The sequence below is a fragment of the Burkholderia sp. GbtcB21 genome (genome assembly GCF_019091065.1).
In the GTDB taxonomy this organism is placed as follows: Bacteria; Pseudomonadota; Gammaproteobacteria; order Burkholderiales; family Burkholderiaceae; genus Burkholderia; species Burkholderia pyrrocinia_C.
The window spans coordinates 56252-76027 of record NZ_JAGXKA010000012.1 but is presented as its reverse complement, the minus strand read 5'-3'; the positions used below and the strand labels follow the sequence as shown (position 1 = coordinate 76027).

The 19776-nt window shown below is 67.4% G+C and carries 14 protein-coding genes; 2 read left to right on the top strand and 12 right to left on the bottom strand.

Annotated elements, in window-relative coordinates:
• Nucleotides 1–14: 14 nt before the first annotated feature.
• The 7 genes from bcsA to bcsB are packed head-to-tail and all read right to left on the bottom strand — an operon-like array spanning nucleotide 15 to nucleotide 12961.
• Nucleotides 15–2552, bottom strand: coding sequence for a UDP-forming cellulose synthase catalytic subunit (gene bcsA, locus KVT39_RS24545; protein ID WP_217590404.1), 2538 nt, complete (start codon nucleotides 2550–2552; stop codon nucleotides 15–17).
• Nucleotides 2549–3328 carry a cellulose biosynthesis protein BcsQ gene (bcsQ, locus tag KVT39_RS24540; protein ID WP_217590403.1) on the bottom strand — a complete coding sequence of 260 codons (780 nt, stop codon included), beginning with the start codon at nucleotides 3326–3328 and terminating at the stop codon, nucleotides 2549–2551. The genes bcsA and bcsQ overlap by 4 nt, the downstream gene beginning before the upstream one ends.
• Entirely contained in the window at nucleotides 3325–3546 is a 222-nt protein-coding gene (locus KVT39_RS24535; protein WP_131947664.1) for a hypothetical protein, read from the bottom strand. The genes bcsQ and KVT39_RS24535 overlap by 4 nt, the downstream gene beginning before the upstream one ends.
• Nucleotides 3543–5504: a cellulose biosynthesis protein BcsE gene (bcsE, locus tag KVT39_RS24530; RefSeq protein WP_217590402.1), complete on the bottom strand. Its 1962-nt coding sequence runs from the start codon at nucleotides 5502–5504 to the stop codon at nucleotides 3543–3545. Before bcsE ends, KVT39_RS24535 begins: the two co-directional genes overlap by 4 nt.
• Nucleotides 5505–5513: 9 nt before the next feature.
• A complete protein-coding gene (locus KVT39_RS24525; RefSeq protein ID WP_217590401.1) occupies nucleotides 5514–9422 on the bottom strand; it encodes a cellulose synthase subunit BcsC-related outer membrane protein in 3909 nt (1302 codons plus the stop codon).
• A complete protein-coding gene (gene bcsZ / locus KVT39_RS24520; protein ID WP_217590400.1) occupies nucleotides 9407–10636 on the bottom strand; it encodes a cellulose synthase complex periplasmic endoglucanase BcsZ in 1230 nt (409 codons plus the stop codon). Before bcsZ ends, KVT39_RS24525 begins: the two co-directional genes overlap by 16 nt.
• 3 nt (nucleotides 10637–10639) lie before the next feature.
• Complete coding sequence (bcsB, locus tag KVT39_RS24515) at nucleotides 10640–12961, bottom strand: cellulose biosynthesis cyclic di-GMP-binding regulatory protein BcsB (RefSeq protein WP_217590399.1); 2322 nt, start codon at nucleotides 12959–12961, stop codon at nucleotides 10640–10642.
• A gap of 487 nt (nucleotides 12962–13448) precedes the next feature.
• Between bcsB and KVT39_RS24510 the strand changes: the two genes are divergently transcribed.
• Together KVT39_RS24510 and tssF are read left to right on the top strand one after the other, a co-directional pair.
• Entirely contained in the window at nucleotides 13449–14471 is a 1023-nt protein-coding gene (locus KVT39_RS24510; protein ID WP_217590398.1) for a sensor domain-containing diguanylate cyclase, read from the top strand.
• Between the two features lie 194 nt (nucleotides 14472–14665).
• Nucleotides 14666–16477: a type VI secretion system baseplate subunit TssF gene (gene tssF / locus KVT39_RS24505; RefSeq protein WP_217590397.1), complete on the top strand. Its 1812-nt coding sequence runs from the start codon at nucleotides 14666–14668 to the stop codon at nucleotides 16475–16477.
• A 51-nt stretch (nucleotides 16478–16528) separates the two neighbouring features.
• On the opposite strand, the gene KVT39_RS24500 is transcribed toward tssF, so the two are convergent.
• From KVT39_RS24500 to KVT39_RS24480, 5 genes are read right to left on the bottom strand one after another with little or no spacing between them, the layout of a single operon-like run.
• Nucleotides 16529–16780, bottom strand: coding sequence for a PAAR domain-containing protein (locus KVT39_RS24500; RefSeq protein WP_131947657.1), 252 nt, complete (start codon nucleotides 16778–16780; stop codon nucleotides 16529–16531).
• Nucleotides 16781–16818: 38 nt separating this feature from the next.
• Nucleotides 16819–17547 (bottom strand): putative type VI secretion system effector, encoded by a 729-nt coding sequence (locus KVT39_RS24495; protein ID WP_217590396.1) that lies wholly within the window; start codon nucleotides 17545–17547, stop codon nucleotides 16819–16821.
• A gap of 10 nt (nucleotides 17548–17557) precedes the next feature.
• Entirely contained in the window at nucleotides 17558–18271 is a 714-nt protein-coding gene (locus tag KVT39_RS24490) for a putative type VI secretion system effector (protein ID WP_243565428.1), read from the bottom strand.
• A gap of 31 nt (nucleotides 18272–18302) precedes the next feature.
• Nucleotides 18303–19031, bottom strand: a complete 729-nt coding sequence (locus KVT39_RS24485; protein WP_217590395.1) for a putative type VI secretion system effector — start codon at nucleotides 19029–19031, stop codon at nucleotides 18303–18305.
• A gap of 10 nt (nucleotides 19032–19041) precedes the next feature.
• Nucleotides 19042–19773 carry a putative type VI secretion system effector gene (locus KVT39_RS24480; RefSeq protein ID WP_217590464.1) on the bottom strand — a complete coding sequence of 244 codons (732 nt, stop codon included), beginning with the start codon at nucleotides 19771–19773 and terminating at the stop codon, nucleotides 19042–19044.
• Nucleotides 19774–19776 lie beyond the last annotated feature (3 nt).

Here is a 19776-nt window from a genome sequence, read left to right as displayed (position 1 = left end):
ATGATGAGCGCGCGTCAGTCGCGCGCCCGATCGAGTTTCGGCGCCAGCATGGCCTGCAGGCCGCGCGCCGCACCCTTCCACATCCGTACATAACCGTCCACGCCGATGCGCAGCACTTCCTTCAGCCCGCCGAGCGGCGTGTCGACGCGCGTGCCTTCGTGCCAGTCGAGCCACGCATCCGCGCGGCCGAACGTGCATTGCACGAGCTGGCGCTCCTGTTCGAGCGTCAGCGCTTCGAAACTCACGCCGACGTGGGTCGGCGTCACGCGGCTCACGCGCACCGGGAACGGGAATGGCCGGTCGCCGCGCGTCACGCACACCGTCAGCGTGTCGCCGACGGCGAGCGGCAGCCCCGGCACCGCTTCGAGGCCGAGGCCGCCGGTCGAGTAGTCGCTCGTGAAGCATGCGGCGGTCGTTCCGTCGGCGAGCAGCAGCATGGCCGGCACGCGCATCGCGATCCGGTGCGTGACGCGCACCTGCTTGGTCTCGCGCGCGACGGCCAGCGCCGCGCCGAGCATCGCGAGGTTGTACACGGTCCAGCCGAGCGTGATCAGGATCGTCGACGCCTCGTCGCCCTGGTCGGCGACCAGCCGCCACAGGCCGGCGACGATCGCGAGCACGTTCAGCGCGAACAGCACGAGATACGGTTTCGACGTCGACCAGTCGACATAACCTTCGTCGATCTTGCCGCCCTTGTCGGTCACGTTGAACTTGCCGTGCTTCGGGCTGAAGAACGCGACGGTGGTCGGCAGCGCGATGTACCACGCGAGCACCGATTCGTAGACCTCGGCCCAGAACGAATGGCGGTAGCGCCCCTGCATCCGCGAGTTCGCGACGTTCGCGAGCACGAGATACGGGATCACGTAGCTCGCGAGCGCGAGCGACGATGCGTTGATGAAGTACAGGTGGAAGAACAGGTACGCGAGCGGGATCGTCAGGAACACCAGCCGCGGAATCCCGTAGAAGAAGTGCAGCATCGCGTTGCCGTAGCAGATCCGCTGGATGAAGCCGAGCCCGCGCCCGAGGAACGGATTGTCGATGCGGAAGATCTGCGCCATCCCGCGCGCCCAGCGCGTGCGCTGCTTCACGTGGCCCGCGAGGCTTTCGGTCGCGAGGCCGGCCGCCTGCACGGTCGGCAGGTACGCCGACGTATAGCCGCGCCGGTGCAGCTTGAGCGCCGTATGCGCATCCTCGGTCACGGTTTCCACCGCGACGCCGCCGACCTCTTCCAGCGCGCTGCGCTTGAGCACCGCGCACGATCCGCAGAAGAACGTCGCGTTCCACAGGTCGTTGCCCGACTGCACGAGGCCGTAGAACAGGTTGCCCTCGTTCGGGATCTCGCGGAACGTGCCGAGATTGCGCTCGAACGGATCGGGCGAGAAGAAATGGTGCGGCGTCTGCACGAGCGCGCACTTCGGGTCGCGCAGGAACACGCCCATCGTCGTCTGCAGGAACGAGCGCGTCGGCACGTGATCGCAGTCGAAGATCGCGATGTATTCGCCGTGCGTCTTCGGCAGCGCGCGGTTGATGTTGCCGGCCTTCGCGTGGAGGTTGTCGTCGCGCGTCAGGTAGTCGATGCCGGCCTCGGCCGCGAACGCCGCGAACTCGGGGCGCCGGCCGTCGTCGAGCAGGTAGACGCGCAGCTTCGCCGTCGGCCAGTCGATGCTCTGCGCGGCGAATACCGTCGGTTTCACGACCGACAGCGGCTCGTTGTAGGTCGGGATGTAGATGTCGACGGTCGGCCAGGTGTCGGGGTCGTCGGGCAGCGGCACGATCGGCCGGTCGAGCGGCCACGCGGTCTGCACGAAACCGAGCAGCAGGATCATCCACGTATAGGCTTCGGCGCCGTACAGCAGGTAGCCGGCGACCGCTTCGACCGGGCTGCGGAAGTCGAGCGTCTGCGTCGTGCGCCACCACACGTAGCGCACCGCCGCGAGCAGCGCGAGCGACGCGAGCGCGAGCGTCGGCAGGTGGCCCGGCAGGCGGCGCAGCGCGAGCGCCAGCACCGCGACGATCGCGAAGAACGCGAACTGCGCGCCGGGCATCAGCGGCGACATCCCGGCCGCGGCCCACAGCAGCGCGCCGGCCACGAGCAGCAGCGGCGCGAGCCAGCGGCGCCGGCCGACGCCGTTCGCGCGCGCATCGAGCCAGCCGCCCCAGCGCGCCCACGGCAGGCGTTCGAGCATCGCGTCGATGCGACGGCCGACCGCGCGCCCGGCCACATAGACCGGCACGACGAAGGTGTCGAACCACGCGAGCGGATCGCGCGCGGGCCGGCCGTCGGCCGCGCGCGGCGCGCGCACGATCGAGCGCCACAGCCATTCGCGCGGACTGAGCGGCTGCAGCACGCCCCAGTCGTGCGCGAGCCGCAGGAACGCGGCGCGCGCCCGACGGCGCACGGGATCGGGCCGGCCCGGCGGCGGCGCGTGAAAGAACAGCCGCACGACCCAGTCGAGCAGCGTGCGCTCCGCCGGCAATCCGATGCCGCGCGCGAACCAGTCGGTCGCGCGGCGGCCGAACGCGCGCAGCCGCGGCGCGAAGGCGGCCTTCATCGCGCCGCTCCGGTGCGACCGGCGACTGCCGCCGCCAGCCACGCATCGACCCAGTTCGCGATGCCGTTCAGGTCGTGCGCCGCCTGCGAATACGGCGCGTCGTCGAAGATCCAGCTGCCGCGCGCGAGCGCTTCGGGCACGGCCGCGTCGACGTGGATCCGCTGTTCGAGCATCGATGCCGGCCCCGCGATCGCGCGCAGCATCGCGATCGCGTCGCGCTGCATGTCGCGTGCCGGATTCAGCCGGTTCACGACGATCTGCAGTTCGCCGCCGCCGGCACGCAGCGCACCGAGCCGCGCGGCTGCCGTCGCGCAGGCGGTCGGTTCGGGCGGCACGACGACGAGCGTCAGGTCCGCGCGGCGAATCGCCTGCTCGGCCTGCGGCGACGGATAACGCGCGGTGTCGACCAGCACGACGCCGTCGGCCGGCAGCGCGATCTCGTCGAGCGCGCGCGACAGCCATGCCGGGTCGGCCGCGAGCCGCGCATCGCACGCGGCTGCGCCGGCCGCGTCGACCTGCCCGTACGGCACGAACAGCACGCCGTCGGCATTGCGCCACGTATGCGCGTGCCACGGCTCGGCGCCGCCGAGCACGCTCTGCGCGAGGCCGTACTCGGCCAGCGAGTCGAGGCCGAGCGTCGCGCCCATCAGGTTCTGCGCATCGAACTCGACGGCGACGACCTGCCGGCCGCGGCGCGCGAGCAGCACCGCGAGCGCGGCCGCGAGCGTCGTGCGGCCCGCGCCGCCCGTCGTCGATGTAATGGCGATCGTCTTCATCGCGTCGCCTCGCCGTCGTGATCGGCGCCGGGTTCGGCATCGGGCAGCAACCGGCCGCGCAGCGCGACCGGCACGAGTTCGCACGGCACCGCGTCGCGCCGGTCGATCCCGCGCGGCGCCTGAAAACCGCGGCCGATGCCGAGGTGCTGCGCAACGATCCAGACGGGCACCGCGATCACGATGCCGACGATGAATCCGATGACGAGTTCGGCGATCATGCGCCCTCCGGCTTGCGCAGCGGCATCGCGCTGCGAATGGCACTGCGCGCAGGCGCGGCGGGAATGGCGGGAAGCGGGGCCGGTGCGTCGGCGGCAAGGTGCGCGAGCGCAGGCATCGCATCGATCGCCTCGAGCGAGACGATTGCATCGATTGCATCGATCGCATCGCTCACCTCGGTCGCGTCAGGCGACGCCGCGCCGAAATCGGCGCGCGCAGCCGATGTGCGCGCAGCACCGGCCGGCTGCGTGGCCGCGAACAAGTCGCTGTAGTCGGCGATCGGTGCGCGCCGGTTCTCGGCCTTCAGCGCATCGAGCTCCGTGTCGATGCTGCCCCGCCCGAGGCACACGACGCGATCGGACAGCGTGTCGACCGGCACGTCGAAGATCCGCGCGAGCGCGTCGTCGGCATCGACCGGCTCGCACGCGAACAGGAACATGTACAGGTGCCCGGGATCGGCCGTCACGACGTCGCCCGCGCGGCGCGGCCGGCAGTGCCGCAGCGCGTCGACGTGCGACACGCCCGGCAGCAGCGCGATCTTCGCGAGCGTGTGCGGCAGCGCGAGCACGGCGCCGCGATCGAGCACCGCGCGAATCCGCAGGCAGAACGCGCCGACCGGCAGATAGCCGAGCACCGAATCGCCGAGCGCGGCCGCGAGCGCCGCGCGATAGTCCGCCGCGACGGGCCGCGCATAGAGCTGGCCGCGCAGCGCGTGCACGGCGGCCTGCATCCGCGACACCGGCAGGTCGCGCGCGACGACGCGGTTCGCGCCGACGCTCAGCAGCAGCATCTCGAACTGCTGGCGCAGCACCTCGCCGCCACGCTCGACGACCGCGATCTTCAGCGCGCCGCCGCACTGCCGACGCAGCGCGTGCACGTCCGCGCACAACGCTTCGAGCTGCGCATGCGAGCGGAACACGAGCACCGCGGTCGCGGCCTGGGCCTTCGCACAGGCCGCGACGACGGCCGCGTTGTCGTCGACGATTTCCCAGTCGCCGGGCGCGCGGTTCACGCCGTCGAGCACCGCGCGGCTGACGACGACGCGATCTTCGTCGATCGCGAGCTTCATCCGGCGCGCCGGCTCGGTCGCGCCGGCATCGATGCTCGCCGACAGCCGGCCGCTCGGCGCAAAGCGCAGCGGCCGCACCTCGCCGGCCGCGAGCGTGTCGCCCGCGCGCCAGAAATCGACGATCCACAGCAGTTCGCCGTGCGTGCGCTGCATCTGCGCGACGCCCGAGAAGACGCCGTGGAAACCGCTGCGCGGCGCGCGATCCGCACCGCGCACGAGCGGCGGATCGTCGGTGCTCACGTCGGTGCCAGAACGCGCCGCTTCGGGATCGAGCAGCAGCACGAGGGCGATGCGGTGGGTGCGGCACCAGTCGGCGAGCGCGTGCGCTTCGTCGGCGAGCGCGACCGGATCGTCCCAGCTGAACCAGCGCTGCGCGCCTTCGACGAAATACAGCGAACGCGCGCGAAAACCGTAGCGCTTCATCGCGCGCAAGCCGCCGGTCAACCGCGCGAACGGGCCCGGCGCCGCGCGGCGCGGTGCGGCGCCGGCGCCTTCTCCATCGGCCGGCTCGGCCGCCGCCGGCATCGCCAGCACGCTCAGGTTGCGCGGCCAGCCGGCCGGCTGCGCGCCGCCCGCAAAGCCGCGCGCCTCCATTTGCTCGACGACGCGCGCCGCGTCGCGTGCGAGCACGACCGTGACGTCGCGCGTGCGCGCCTGCCGCGCGCTCTCCCACACGAGTGCGTCGCACGCCGGCGTGCCGCCGGCCGCGTAGATCGCGTACAGGCCGCCCGCTTCCAGTTGCGTCCATGCGTCGGGCAAGCCGTCGATCGCGAGCCGGCTCAGCGTGCCGACGCGGCCGCCGGCCGGCCCCATGCGCAGCAGCGCACGCAGGCGGCCCAGCAGGCCGGCGGCACCGAGCGCGGGACGGGTGGCATCGATTTCCGTATTCACGACGTTCCCCTAGTAATCCGAATAAAGCCGCACCGGCGTCGGCGTGACGAGCCAGCTGGGCTGCGCGCGCGCATCGAATGCATAACGCAGGTACACGAGCGCCGAACTCGGCGCGTAGTCGTGCGACCGGTCGACATGCAGTTGCGCGCCGACGCTCAGGTGCGGGTTCACGCGGTACTCGACGATGCCGTTCACACCGTACGAGAACGACACGCCGCGTGTCGAGCTGCCCGCGTATACGAACCCGGCCGCGACCTGCGCGGCCCGCTGGTCCGAGAACGTCGGGTAAAACAGCGAATCCTTCTCGTAGCTGTTCGAGATCCCGCCCGTGACGGTCAGGTCCCACGACAGCGCGTCGCGCCGCCCCGCCCATTCGATCGGCACGCCGAGCGACAGGTAGCGCTGCGGGCTGTAGTAACCGCCCTGCCCGTACGTGTAGTAGCGCAGGTTCTGCGCGTAGTGCCACGCATTGCCGACGAGCCCGGTGCTGACCTTCATCGTCGCGCGCTCGTACACGGGCACCGTGAACCCGGTGCGCAGCGTGACTTCCGCGTTGCGTTCGACGTTGCGGCCGGACAGCACGCCCGCGCCGAGTTCCGCGAACAGGTTCGTGCGGCCGACGTCGACCGATGCGCGCAGGTTCATGCCGTCGCGGCGCACCCCGCCCCAGACCGCGCCCGTCCACGGGTCGCGCATCCCCGCGTACGACAGCACGCTGCTCGTTTCCGGCCGCCGCGACGCATTCACGCTGAAGCTCGCCGGGCCCGCGTCGAAGCGGTAGCGCACCCCGCCGACGAGGTAATGCACGGGGAAACCGAGCGGCGACGTGCCGAGATCGAAGCGCCATGCATCGGTGCGATAGCCGGCGCCGAGCGCGACACCCGTCGTCGACTGGTGCAGCGAGCCCGGCGGATTCGCGATCAGCGCGGCGGCCTGCTGATTCGACTGGAACGGGGGCGGCAGCCCGCTCGATGCCCTGAGCGCCGCGTAGGTCCCGAACGTCTTCAGCGAATACGCGTTCGGGTCGCTCGTATCGAGCGTGCCCGGATCCAGATGCACGGTGTCGATCTGCGCGAACACATGCCCGTCGTAGCGAATCGGCATCTGCAGGTAGATCGGCACCTGCTGCGCGCGATACGACGAGATGCCTTCGTCGCCCGACTTGTACGCGGGCATCCAGCCGGTCTCGATCTCGGGGTTCCGCCGCTGTTCGAGATCCGCGAACGCGGCCTGCGCGGGCGTCAGGCCGTCGCGGCCCGGGCTCACACCCGCCGTGCGTTCCTGCGACCGCGACAGCCGGTACAGCGACGCCGCGTCGTCATAGCGGCCCTGTGCCTCGGCCACGCGTCCGGCCGCAACCGTCACGTCCGCACGCGCCGGATACGCGGCCTGCAGCCGGCCGGTCACCTGCGCGGCTTCGTCCGGACGGCGCAGCGCGTTCAGCCGGCGCACGGCCGACAGTTGCGTGTCGACGTCGTCGTCCGGCGTGCGTGCGAGCACGGCCTGCACCCGCGCGAGCGCGGCCGCGCGGTTGCCGCTGTCCTCGTCGATGCGCGCGAGCGCGAGCTGCGTATCGGCATCGTTCGGCGTGCGCGCGACGACCGCCGCGAGCGCGTCGCGCGCCGCGCCGTAATGGCCCTGCGCGCGTTCGAGATCGGCCAGTTCGAGCGCATGGCGCTTGTCCGCGCGGCCGGCCGGGCTCGCGCGATCGAGCAGCGCACGCGCCTGCGCGTAGTCCTGCCGCGCGATCGCATCGTCCGTCTGCCGCAGCACGAGCCGCAGCGACTGGTCCTCGAGCCTCGCCGTCTGCGCGGGCGTCAGCGACGGTTCGCGGCGCAGCGCATCGAGCCACGCGGCGAGTGCGTCGTCGCGCCCCGCGCTGCCGAGCAAGTCGCCGTAGCGCAGCCGCACGTCCGCATCGGCTTCGGGCGGGTGCGCGGCGATCCAGTCGCGCAACGGTGCGAGGCCGCGTTCAGGCTCGCCCGCGCCGATCCACTGCGCGCCGATCGCGGCGAGCATGTCGGGATCGTCCGGCGCGCTTGCCTGCGCATGCGCGAGCGATGCCGCGAATGCCGCACGATCGCCGCGCCCGAGCGCGCCGCGCGCGTCGGCCAGCGTGCTTTCCGCGTCGAGCTTGCGCGCGAGCGCACGCATCCCGTCCGAACGGTGCGCATCGTCGACGGGCGCGAGCGCGGCCTGCGCGCCCGCGATGTCGTCGAGCGAATTGCGGTACAGCGCCGTTGCATAGCGCATCTCGGGCGTATCGCTTTGCGCGAGCCCTTCGTCCATCACCGTGCGGCCGAGCTGCGGCAGCCCCATGTCGCGATACAGGCGCGCGAGCGCGAAACGCGTCCACGGCGCGTCGGGCGCCGCACGCACGGCCGCCTCGTAGCGTTGCGCGGCGGGCCCGCGTTCGCCCTTGTCCGCGAGCGCGCGCGCCTGGTTCGCGAGCAGGTCGGCGCGCAGGCCGTCGAGCGCACGGCGATCGTCGCGGCCCGTCACGCGCCCTTGCAGCGCGTCGAGCAGCGGGCCGATCCGGTCCGCGCGGCCGGTGTTTTCATACAGCATCGCCGCGCCGCGCACGGCCGACGGATTCGGCGAACGCGCGGCCAGCAATTCGCGCAGCAACGGCTCCGCGCGCGCCCAGTCGCGCTGCGCGAGCAGCGCATCGGCGAGCTGCAGCTTCGCGTCCGGGCTGTCCGGCTGCATCGCGAGCGCGGCACGCGCCGCGCGCTCGGCATCCTGCGGCCGTCCCGCGGCGGCGGCCGCACGGCCTTGCGCGAGCAGGCCCCAGAACTGCGCGGTGCGCGCCAGGCTCTGCCATTTGCCGCGCTGATCGGTCGCGAGCGTCGCGGCCCGCGCGAACAGCGCACGTGCTTCGTCGTGCCGCCCTTCGCGCAGGCGCAGCAGGCCGAGCCCGCCGACCGCATCGGCGTCGTCCGCGCGCGCACGTGCGGCGCGGGCGAGCAGCGGATCGGCCGCCGCAAGGTCGCCGCGCGCGAGCGCCTGCAGGCCGCGCTGCTGCGCGATATAGCCGGGATCGCGTTCGAGCCGGCGCTGCGCATCGCGCCGGCTGTCCAGTTCGGCAGCGCGGTCGCTGAATTCGGTGTCGTCCGGCACGAGTGCGAGATACGCATGCAGCGCGTCGAGATACGCCGGATCGCTGCCGGCCGATTGCAGCACGCGCCGCCACAGCGCCATCGCCTCCGTATGGTCGGCGTCGTCCCGCCTCGCGAGCGACCATGCGATCCGGTTCGCCTCCGCGCGCGTGTCGGCACGCTGGTTCAGCAGCCGCGCGAGCGCCATCGACGCGCTCGTGTCCTGCGGATCGGCCGCGGCCGCGCGGCGCAGCGCGGCGATCGCCGGCTCGCGACCGCCCGGCGCATTCGACACGATCTGGTAATACTCGGCGCCGAGCGCACCCGACGGCGCACCGTTCGGAAACAGCGCGACGATCCGCCGGGCCGCCTCGTCGGCGCGGCCGCTGCGGGCGAGCAGGCGGATCTGCGCCATCTCGCCGCGCCCGCTCGTCGCGACGCGGTATTCGTCGGCCACCCGCCGCGTCGCGGGCGCATTCGGCGACTGCGCCTGCAGGCGCGCGAGCGCGGCCTGCGCGCCCTTCGCATCGCCGAGCCGCAGCAGCACGCGGACCTGTTCGGCAAGCAGTTCGGGATTGCCCGGCGCGATCAGCAACCCCTTGCGCAGCGCATCGTTCGCGAGGTCGTCGCGATGCTTGACGCCCCACATCCGCGCGGTATCGAGCTGACGCTGCGCATCGGCGGAAGCGGTAGCCGCCGGCATCGCGGTTTTCGGCATCGCCGCGTCGGCTGCGGTGCCCGGCGCGGCCGCGCACACCGACGACGCGAGCCATGCGAACCCCGCGACATGCGGCGCGGCGCACTTCAGCGGGCGGCGCACGAAGGGCCTCCCCAGCGGGCGTCGAGCGTGCCGTCCGCGCCGAACCTGTAGCGTCCGTCGCGCCAGCCGAGGCCGAACAGCGTCAGCACGCTCGTGTAATAGCCGGGCGCCGACTGGCGCGCGAGCGACTCGACGCGGGCCGCCTGCGCATCGGCGAGCGCGCGCTGGCCGCGCGCGTCGAGAAACGGCACGGCCGCCGCGGAAAATCCGCCGTTGCCGTCGTTCGGCCCCGCGACGCCCGTCGTCGTATCGACCTTCTCCGGCGGCGCGCCATGCGCGGCGATATGGTCGGCGAACGGCGCGAAACGCGCGAGCAACGGCGCGGCGAGCGGATCGGCGCGGTCGAGCATGCCGGCCCACAGGTACACGCGGATCGCGTTGTACGCGCTCTCCGCATGCGTCTGCGGATCGGGCCCGAAGCCCGTGCCCGCGCGATACAGCGCCCAGTCTGGCGAAAAACCCTTCGGCGCCGTGTCGAGCAGCACGCGCCCGGTGCTGGACGCCAGCAAGGCCCAGCGCCGGTCCTCGGGCAGGCGCGCACCGAGCGCGCGGATCACCTGCGGCGGCGAATAGCTCGGGTTCACGCGCCACTGGCCGTTGGGCAGCTTGAACCCGGTCGGCCCGGGCAGCAGCGTGACGCCGAGGCCCGGCACGGTCGCGGTTTCCTCGTCGAGCACGCGCTTCGCGAGCAGCGCGCCGCGCGCGGTGTAGCTGCGCTCGTGCCACAGCCGCCCGGCCTCGACGAGCGCGTACGCGATCCACAGGTCGGCGTCCGACGCCGCGTTCGCGTCGAGCACGCGCCACGCGCCGTCCGGCGCGCGGCCCCACAGCCACGCCGGCAGGTGCGCGCTCAGGTCGCCCTGCGCGAGGTTGTTCTCGGTCCATGCGAGGATCGTGTCGAACATGCGCCGGTCGTTCGCGACCAGCGCGAAGAAAAGTCCATACGCCTGCCCCTCCGACACCGTGCGTGAATCGGCCGAACCGACATCGATCACGCGGCCGTCGGCCGAGATGAAATCGCGCTTGAACGCGTCCCAGCGCGGCCACGGCGCGCCGCATCCGGCCGCGGCCGCATCGGTCGCGCCGGCGCCCGCGGCCTGCGCGCGAGCGGCCATGCCGCCCGCCGCACACGCCATCGCAACCGCCAGCGCGAGTGCCGCGCCGACGCGCCGCGCCGGCCGCGTTGCCCGTCGCTTCGCCATAACCCGCGCCATCCGTTACATCCCCCGTCGACGCGCGGCGATTCTCTGCAGCACGCTGAACACGCCGAGCGCGAGCAGCAGCCCCGCGACGACACCGACCGCGCCGAGCACGACCGGATGCCGCGCCGCCTGCGTCCAGACGCGCGCATACCACGGCACGAAGCCGACCACGTAAGGCTCGCCGACGCGCAGGCTGTCGACCTGCCCCGGCCGCACCAGCGCGAGGTCGCCCTGCAACTGCGACACGAGGCCCGAGTTCTCGAACACGTTCAGCAGATCGCCGAGGCGCGGCTGGTCGGTCGCCGTCAGCGCGACGACGCTGCGGCCATGGCTGCCCGGCAGCTCGAAACCGGCGAGCGCCGCGAGCGGGCCCGTCTGCTCGATATGCGCGCCGCCGTCGGGAAGGCCGACGCCGTTGCGCCAGCGCTCCTTGACCGTGAACGCGACGCGCGTCGCGCCGTCGCCGCCCGCACCGCCCTGCTCGCCGATCGCGAGCGGCAGCGCCGAGCGCCAGTGCGCGAGCAGCGGCGACGTGGGCGAGCCGTCGATCACGAGCAGATCCTTGCTGCCCGACAGCGCCGCGACGTCGCCGGGCCGCGCGACCTGCACGCGCAGTGCCGGGAAACCCGTCCACTCGCCCATGTGGCCGAGCATCGTCAGGTAGGCCTCGAGCTCCTGCGGCGACGGCCGGTCGGGCATCACGACGGCCGTCTGCGACAGGTCGGCGAAGCGCGTGAACGGAAAACCGCTGTTCGCGAAATACGCGAGGTTCGGCAATTGCGCGTAATGGACGAAGTGCGAGAAGTCGATCGTCGAATCGGGGTCGATCGCCGCGCGCTGCGGCTCGGTGGCCGTGCTCGAGCACAGGCCCGTCTTCTGCGAATCGAGCGTGAAGCGGAACTGCAGCTGGTTGCCGCTGCCGACGCGGAACGCCGGGATGTCGACATCGCTCGTCACGCGCCCTTCCGGCACCGACAGCAGCGGCAGCTGCATGCGGCCGCGCGCGTCCTCGGCGTGGGCGGGCCCGAGCCGGTACGACTTCACGAGCTGGTCGTTGATCTCGACGGCGAGCGTCGAGTTGTCCTGCACGGTCGGCGCCGTGTAGCGGTAGCGCAGCGTGATCGGCACGCCCGAGCCGTTCCATGAATGGAGATCGGCCGGCACGCGCAGGTTCAGGCGAATCGCGTCGGGCGTCGTGCCGCGCGCTTCCAGTTCGCGCAGATCGGACACGAGTTCGCGGAACGCGATCGGCCGGTTCACCGGCAGCCAGCGCGGCGCGTCGTACGGCTTGCGCGGCGCGCCGAGATCGACGTGCGCGACCGTCGCCGCCGGCCCTGACAGCGCCGCGCGGCCGAGCACGAGCGTCGCGACCGCGTCGTCGACCTCGGCCGCCGTGCGGCCCGTGACGACGAGCAGCTTGCGCCCCGGCGCGGCCGGGTTGTCGGCAACCGCGAGCAGCGGACCGTTGACCGACGGCAGCGCGAGGCCGGCCGGCAGCGTCGCAGCCGTGCCGACCACCACCGCCTGGTCGTCGGCCGGCAGCGCGGACGACACCGGGAAGCGCGCATGCCGGTAGTCGGCCAGCGCGCCGAACCACGACGCGAGCACGCCCGCGCTGCGCAGCGTCGCCGAATCGGGCGACCCCGGCAGCACGAACGGCAGCCGCACGCGGCCGTTGTCGCGCCGGTCGAAGAACGGCGCGGGCAGCAGCGCGAGATCGTTCGGCAAGCGAACCGGCGATTCGTCGAGGATCAGTTCGCTCGTCGGGCTCACGTCGGCCCACAGCGCCGAGTTCGACGGATCCTCGCAATGGTCGAGCGTGTAGTGCGCGATCAGGCGCAGGCCGATCTGGTTGAAATCCGAGAAATAGCGCGGATCGATCGGGATCTCCTGCGTGACCGCGCGGCCCGCGCGCGCGGCGTCGAACGGGACGGTCGCGATGACCTCGCCGTTCACCGACACCTTCAGGTGCGACATCGGGAACACGAGCGACGGCGAATACGCGTAGGTCAGGCGCAGCCGCGCGCCCGTGACCACGCGGTCGAGCCGCACGCCCGCGTGGATGGTGCGCGCGTCGTCGGCGCCGCGCAGGCGCAGCGGTTCGAACGCGCCGAGCGACGCGAACGGCAGGCGCACGGTCGTCGCCGGCAGCCCGGCGGACGGCGCGCTGGCCGCCGCCGGCGCGGCCGCGAGCACCGGCGCCGGCGCCGGCGCATTACCCGCGCCGGCGGCGGACGCCGCAACGGCCGCCGGCATCGGAGCGGCCGACAGCACGGCCGCGTGAAAAGCGCCGGCCATGGCGATCGACAGGAGCAGCAGCGACGCGGCCGGCTTCATGCGCCGCTCCGTTTCGTCAGGGTCATCCGGTCGTCCGTCGCACCGAAACCGATGCGCGCAAAGCAGCTATGCCCGTGAGTGAACATCCCCACTGCTTCCCCTCATATCAATTAACTGGCCCGATTCATTTATCGAAACGAAGCGGCACATTCTTTAATCGGCTGTCGTCGTGTTTGCGCGCGCGCCTGGCACCGGCACGCGCTCATTCGTCACACTATCTCAAAAATAGGACAAAACTTACCCCGATTCGCGACAGTGAAGCGAAAAAAACCTCAATCCGGTCGGAAATGCTGTGCAAAAGGAGTGAATGGCAAAATTTTCGCCATTGCTGCCGGCGGGACCGAACGGCATACTGCCGACGCGGCCGGCCGGGCCGGCATGCTGGCGGCGGTCCGTTGCAGACCGCCCGCAAGACGCTGCCGCGGGGCGGCGCGTATGCTACCGCACTCCCGTACTACCCGATGATCTTTCTTCGCGGAAAAACGACTTGGATCAAATCGTCGACACAGCCACCCCGTCCCCCGACACGCTGCTGCGCATCATCGCGGCACAAACCGAGATCGCGAAACTCGGTCTCGACCTCGGCAGCGTGATGGCCTATGTGGCCGAGCAGGTGCCGCTGCTCACCGGCGCGAGCGCCGCGGCGGTCGAATTCGCCGAAGGCGACGACATGGTGTACCGCGCCGCGTCGGGCACGGCCGCCGGGATGCTCGGCCTGCGGCTGCGACGCTCGGGCAGCCTGTCGGGCCTGTGCGTGCAGCGCGGCGAGTTGCTGCACTGCGTCGATTCGGAAACCGATCCGCGCGTCGATCGCGACGCGTGCCGCCGGGTCGGCCTGCGCTCGATGCTCGTGATGCCGCTCACGCATGCCGACACGACGGTCGGCGTGCTGAAGGTGATGTCGCCGGACGTCGACGGCTTCTCCCCGGCCGACGCCGGCACGCTGCGGCTGACGGCCGGGCTGATCGCCGCCGCGATGTTCTACGCCGCGCGCAACGAGGCGAACGAGCTGTACCTGCGGGCGACGCACGACGCGCTCACGGGCCTGCCGAACCGCGCGCTGTTCTACGACCGCCTGCGGCAGTCGATGCATACGGCGCTGCGCGCGAACGGCCGGCTCGGCATCCTCAACATCGACATGGACGGGCTGAAGCCGATCAACGACGGTTTCGGCCATCGCGCGGGCGACGCCGCGCTGCGCGAGATCGCCACGCGGATGATCGGTGCGGTGCGGCGTTCGGATACGGTCGCGCGCGTCGGCGGCGACGAATTCGCGGTGATCCTGCCGAACGTCGGCAACCGCGACGATGCGCACACGCAAAGCACGCGGCTCGCGCGGCAGGTCGGCGAACCGTTCGAATTCGAGGGACACGCGCTGCGGCTGGGCGTCAGCGTCGGGATCGCGATGCTGCCCGACGACGGCACCGACATGAACGCGCTGATCGAGCATGCGGATCAGGCGATGTATGAGGTGAAGCGCACGCGGGGGCAGCGAACGCGCGACGCGTGACATGGGCATCCAGCGCCGCCAATCCGATTCTGAAACCGGCTGATCGGAAAGCGGATCGACACACACCGACAGCATTTTGTAATTTTGCAGTTATCATTGCGATGCCAGCGCTAACGCGCCCGACATCATTCAGCGCGACCGGACAGACAGCGAATTCGTGTTTTTAACGCTTGATCGGTTCGCCACTTCACGCAATGGATCATCTGCTTCCGCACTACGAAAGAGAACTTGCCCTACTGCGCCGATCGATTGCCTCCTTCTCGGCGCGCTATCCCAAAATTGCAGTCCGCCTCGGAATCAACGGAGACCGCTCCGAAGATCCGCATATCGAGCGAATGCTGCAATCATTCGCTCTTCTTGCCGCGAATATCGACGTTCGGCTCGACGACAACTACACGGAGTTTGCCGACGCCCTCCTCGGCATGCTGCATCCCCAGTATGTCCGACCGCTGCCGGCATGTGCCATTGCCCGGTTCGACGTTTCCGATATGTTCGACAAGCTCACCGAGCCGTCATTGATTCCCCGCGGTACCGAACTCTCGAGCAAGGCAGAGGACTGCAGGTTCCGGACCGTGTACGACGTCACGCTTGCCCCCATATGCGTTGCGGCTGCGCGCTACGTATCGGCGACAGCCGTTCCCTCTGACGTCGTATTGCCACCGCGCACAACCGGCCTCCTCTCCGTCACCTTCGCCGTTACGCGGCCTGACTTTCGTATCGAGTCCATCCCAAGTCCCTTGCGCATCCATATCGATGGCGCCGATGAAGTTGTCGCCGCGGCAATGGATGCCATAACGATGCGCACGGCAGCGGCTTTCGTCGAAGATACCGAACGGCGCTGGACCGCACTGCCCGCTCCGCCGCTTGCGTCAGTGGGCTACGACGATACCGAGAAACTGATCGAAGAAGACGACGGATCACCGGCTTTGAGGCTGGTCGGCGAATACTTTGCGTATTCGAAGAAATTCGATTTCGTCGACGTCGATCTCGCCGCGCTCGTGCGTGCAGCAGGGCCCAGTCCGCAGTTGACGCTGCACCTCGCCATCTGCGGCGTACATCCGGATTCGCGAGAAGCGCAGCGGCTGGCAAACCTGTCTGCAGAGCACCTGAAACTCTTCTGCACGCCGATCGTCAATCTGTTCCGGCTTACGTCCGTGCCGCTCAAGCGAGACCCGCTGACCGACACGTATCCGGTTCAATCTCAGAACACCGACGCAGCCCAGGTTGCAGTGTGGTCGGTCGATACGGTCCGCGCCACGACCGGCGCATCCAGAACGAATATCATTCAGCCGTTCACGTCGCTCATGCACGGCGGCGCCGGCGGTCTGGCCGGCCCTTACTGGGTTCTCGTCCAAGACACGGCAGCAACGCCGTCAGGAAAGGTGAACGCCGCGCTCGGCCTGATCGGACTCGATGGCCGCCCTGCCCTCGACACCGGGATCGAGCAGATCACGGCGAACATGACCTGCTCGAACGGCGATCTCCCGCGCAGAATACGGGCAAGTGCGGAGAATGGCGATCTCGTGAATGAACAAGGCCCAATGGTGTCGCGCATCATGATGCTCGATACGCCCACCGAGGTCGCACATTTGCCGCAACAAGGCGACGCCGTATGGCGGCTCATCGCGCAACTCGCGCCACACTCGATCGAGCTGACCCGCACCGGGCTTGTGGAATTGAAACGCCTACTCCGTCAATTCACCCCGCGGTCCGGGAGACATACGAACCTGATCGACGGATTGACGAATCTGGGCCATCGCGTCAAGCAGCTCTGGCTGTCGGGAGAACCCATGCCGAGCTTCGTAAGGGGTCTGGAGGTAACCTTGACCGTTGACGAACAGGCGTTCGCCACAACCAGTCTGAATGCGTTCGTCGGCGTAATGCAACACTTTTTCACAACGCATATGTCGGCAACGAACTTCGTCCAGCTCGTCGTCATGTCGGCCAACACCGGTCGGGAAATTCAGCGCTGCACACCGCGACCGGGGACGGTCGCTCTTGTCTGACTATCTTGTGCGACCAACTTCGGAGAACGGCTGCTTCGTGCTCCGTACCACTCAGACGAGGCTTGAAATCAAGCAACATCCGCAAGTCGCACGATGACCGTGCCGCGCGATCGGGACGCCGTCGTCGGTCATCGATTCGTCGCCCTCCACGATCAGGTTCGGCTTCACTTCCGGATGCTGAGGACACGACACTTCGTCGCCTTTGCGCGCCACGAAACGGCCGTCGAAACGCATCTTCGACGAACCGGTGATGACTTTGCCGCCATGGTCGGTGTCGTCGCCGACACGGATGAGGTTCATCATGAATGAGATGCCTTGTTGGTAACCCGAGCCGAGTGCGCTCAGTAACGGAAATACAGGATGCCCAGCTCGCCAGGCTCCCCCGGTTTCTTTCCTTTCTTCGTGATGGCGGGAAGATCGATGTTCTTTACGTCCTTCCAACCGAATCCTTCAAAAATCCCTTCAGCAAGATGGACGAAGCCCATCATTTTTCGTGAGATTCGGTAGGTAATAAGAGAAAAAATTGCAGCCGAACCCAAACTGCCCAGCGCACACCCTATAAGTAAACTATCAATCGGGGCTCCACCTTTGAAGATGGCAAAACAAGCAATTGTGAAATACGCCACCACCAGTGCCAACGCGAGAAACATCCCGCCCCACCTAAACGATGCTCGATAGTGTGCACAACGCCCCCGGCTGCAATGCGGATGAAGCGCGACAATTTTGTCGGAAATTCGACGAATACCAAAGGCGTACCACACGTCACCCCATCCTTCAGCAACAATCTCCACCTCATCGCCTTCCGTAAACACCGACCACCATACCCAAGCCGTCACCGATTTTCCCTCGAGCTCAAACTCAAGCAAGTCGGCTTCCTCAGTGGTATCCATTGCCGTACCGCTCAGCCCAACTGCAACTCCACCCAAACCAGCCAAACCAGCCGCAATAGCCGTTACGCCCATCTTGGCTCGATCAGCGTCTCCAAAAAGGAAATCCCGGTCGCAACGCGACTTCCGAAGGTTACCAATGTGCCCATGAAACAACTGCACCTGATGCGACGGCATACTCATTGATAGATGGTTAGTAGCGGAAATACAAAACACCTAATGCACCCGGCTCGCCAGGCTTCTTTTCATTTTTTGTAATTTCAGGAAGATCGATATCTCTCACATCCTTCCAACCAAACCCCGTAAAAATATTCTCCGCGAGTCCGACGAATCCCATGAATTTTCTCGCGATGCGGAAGGCGATAATTCCGTATACCACCGCCGCCGCGAATCCGCCCATTGCAAGCCCGATCGAGAGACCCACCCAATCCGTCTCCGATCCGTATTTAAAGAAACCATACGAAAAACCAAATATAAACAACACAGCGATCAACGTCATTGAAATTTTGCACCATAATTTCAACGCCGAACGGTAGTGTGCGTTCCGACCACGACTGCAATGCGGATGGAGTGCAACGATCTTGTCAGAAAGTCGCCGAACACCGAATGCCTGCCACGTGTTGCCCCAACGCTCAGCAACAACCTCTACCTCATCGCCTTCCGCAAATACCGACCACCAAACCCAAGCCCTCACCGATTTCCCCTCGAGCTCAAACTCAAGCAAGTCGGCCTCTTCGGTGGTGTCCATTGCCATACCACTCAACCCGACTGCAACACCGCCCAAACCGACCAAGCCTGCCGCAATCGCCGTCGCGCCCATCTTGGCCCGATCAGCATCCCCAAAAAGGAAATCCCAGTTGCAACGCGACTTCCGCAGGTTGCCAATGTGCCCATGAAGCAACTGCATCTGATGTGACGACATACTCATTGATAGTGGGTCAGTAGCGGAAATACAGAACACCCAACGCGTCCGGTTCACCCGACTTCTTTCCCTTCTTCGTGATGGCAGGAAGATCGATGTTTTTGACATCCTTCCAACCAAATCCCTCAAAGATCCCTTCAGCAAGACGAACGAAACCCATCATTTTCCGCGAGACTCGATATGTAACAAATGCAAATCCCATAGCTGTCATTAATGTTCCAATTGCACCAGATATAAGCAAATCCTCGATCGGAACCCCGCCTTTGAAAATCGCAAAACACGAAATAATAAAATACCCAACAAGCATCAATGATGCAAATGAAATCCCACCCCATTTAAATGAAGCACGATAGTGAGCAAAGCGCCCCCGACTGCAATGCGGGTGGAGCGCTACAATCTTGTCGGTAATCCTTCGGATGCCAAATGCTTGCCAGGTATTCCCCCAATATTCGGCAACAACCTCAACCTCGTCACCTTCGGCAAACACCGACCACCAAACCCATGCCTTCACCGGCTTACCATCGAGATCAAACTCAAGCAAATCGGCTTCCTCAGTGGTGTCCATTGCCATACCGCTCAACCCGACTGCAACACCGCCCAAACCTGCCAAACCTGCCGCAATCGCCGTCGCACTCATCTTGGCGCGATCAGCGTCACCAAAAAGGAAATCCCAGCCACAACGCGACTTCCGTAGATTGCCAACGCGCCCACGAAGCAACTGCATTTGATCGGACAACATACTCATCGATGAACAATCAGTAGCGAAAATACAGCACACCCAATGCACCCGGGTCGCCCGGCTTCTTTCCCTTCTTCGTGATGGCAGGAAGATCAATGTTCTTCACATCCTTCCAGCCGAACCCCTCAAAAATCCCTTCAGCAAGACGAACGAAACCCATCATCTTCCGTGCAACACGATAAGTAATAAACCCATAACCCAGAGCCGACACCAAAGTTCCCAAGGCGCAAGTTATGATTAAATTTTCAACCGGAACGCCACCCTTAAAAATAGCAAAGCACGCCATTATAAAATATGCCGCAATCATCGCTGCCGCGAAGAATAACCCACCCCACTTAAATGACGCCCGATAGTGAGCAAAACGGCCGCGACTACAATGCGGATGAAGGGCCACAATCTTGTCAGAAAGTCGCCGAATACCGAATGCCTGCCAGGTTTCACCCCAGCGTTCGGCAACAATCTCTACCTCATCGCCCTCCGTAAACACCGACCACCAAACCCAAGCCCTCACCGACTTTCCCTCAAGTTCAAACTCGAGCAAATCAGCCTCCTCGGTGGTATCCATTGCCATACCACTCAACCCGACGGCGACGCCACCCAAACCAACTAAACCTGCCGCAACGGCCGTCGCCCCCATCTTGGCGCGATCCGCGTCGCCAAATAGGAAATCATGATTGCTTCGCGTTTTTCGAAGATCTTTAATACATCCGCGAAGCAGGGCTGTAGAAGATACTTTATCTTTATCCATATT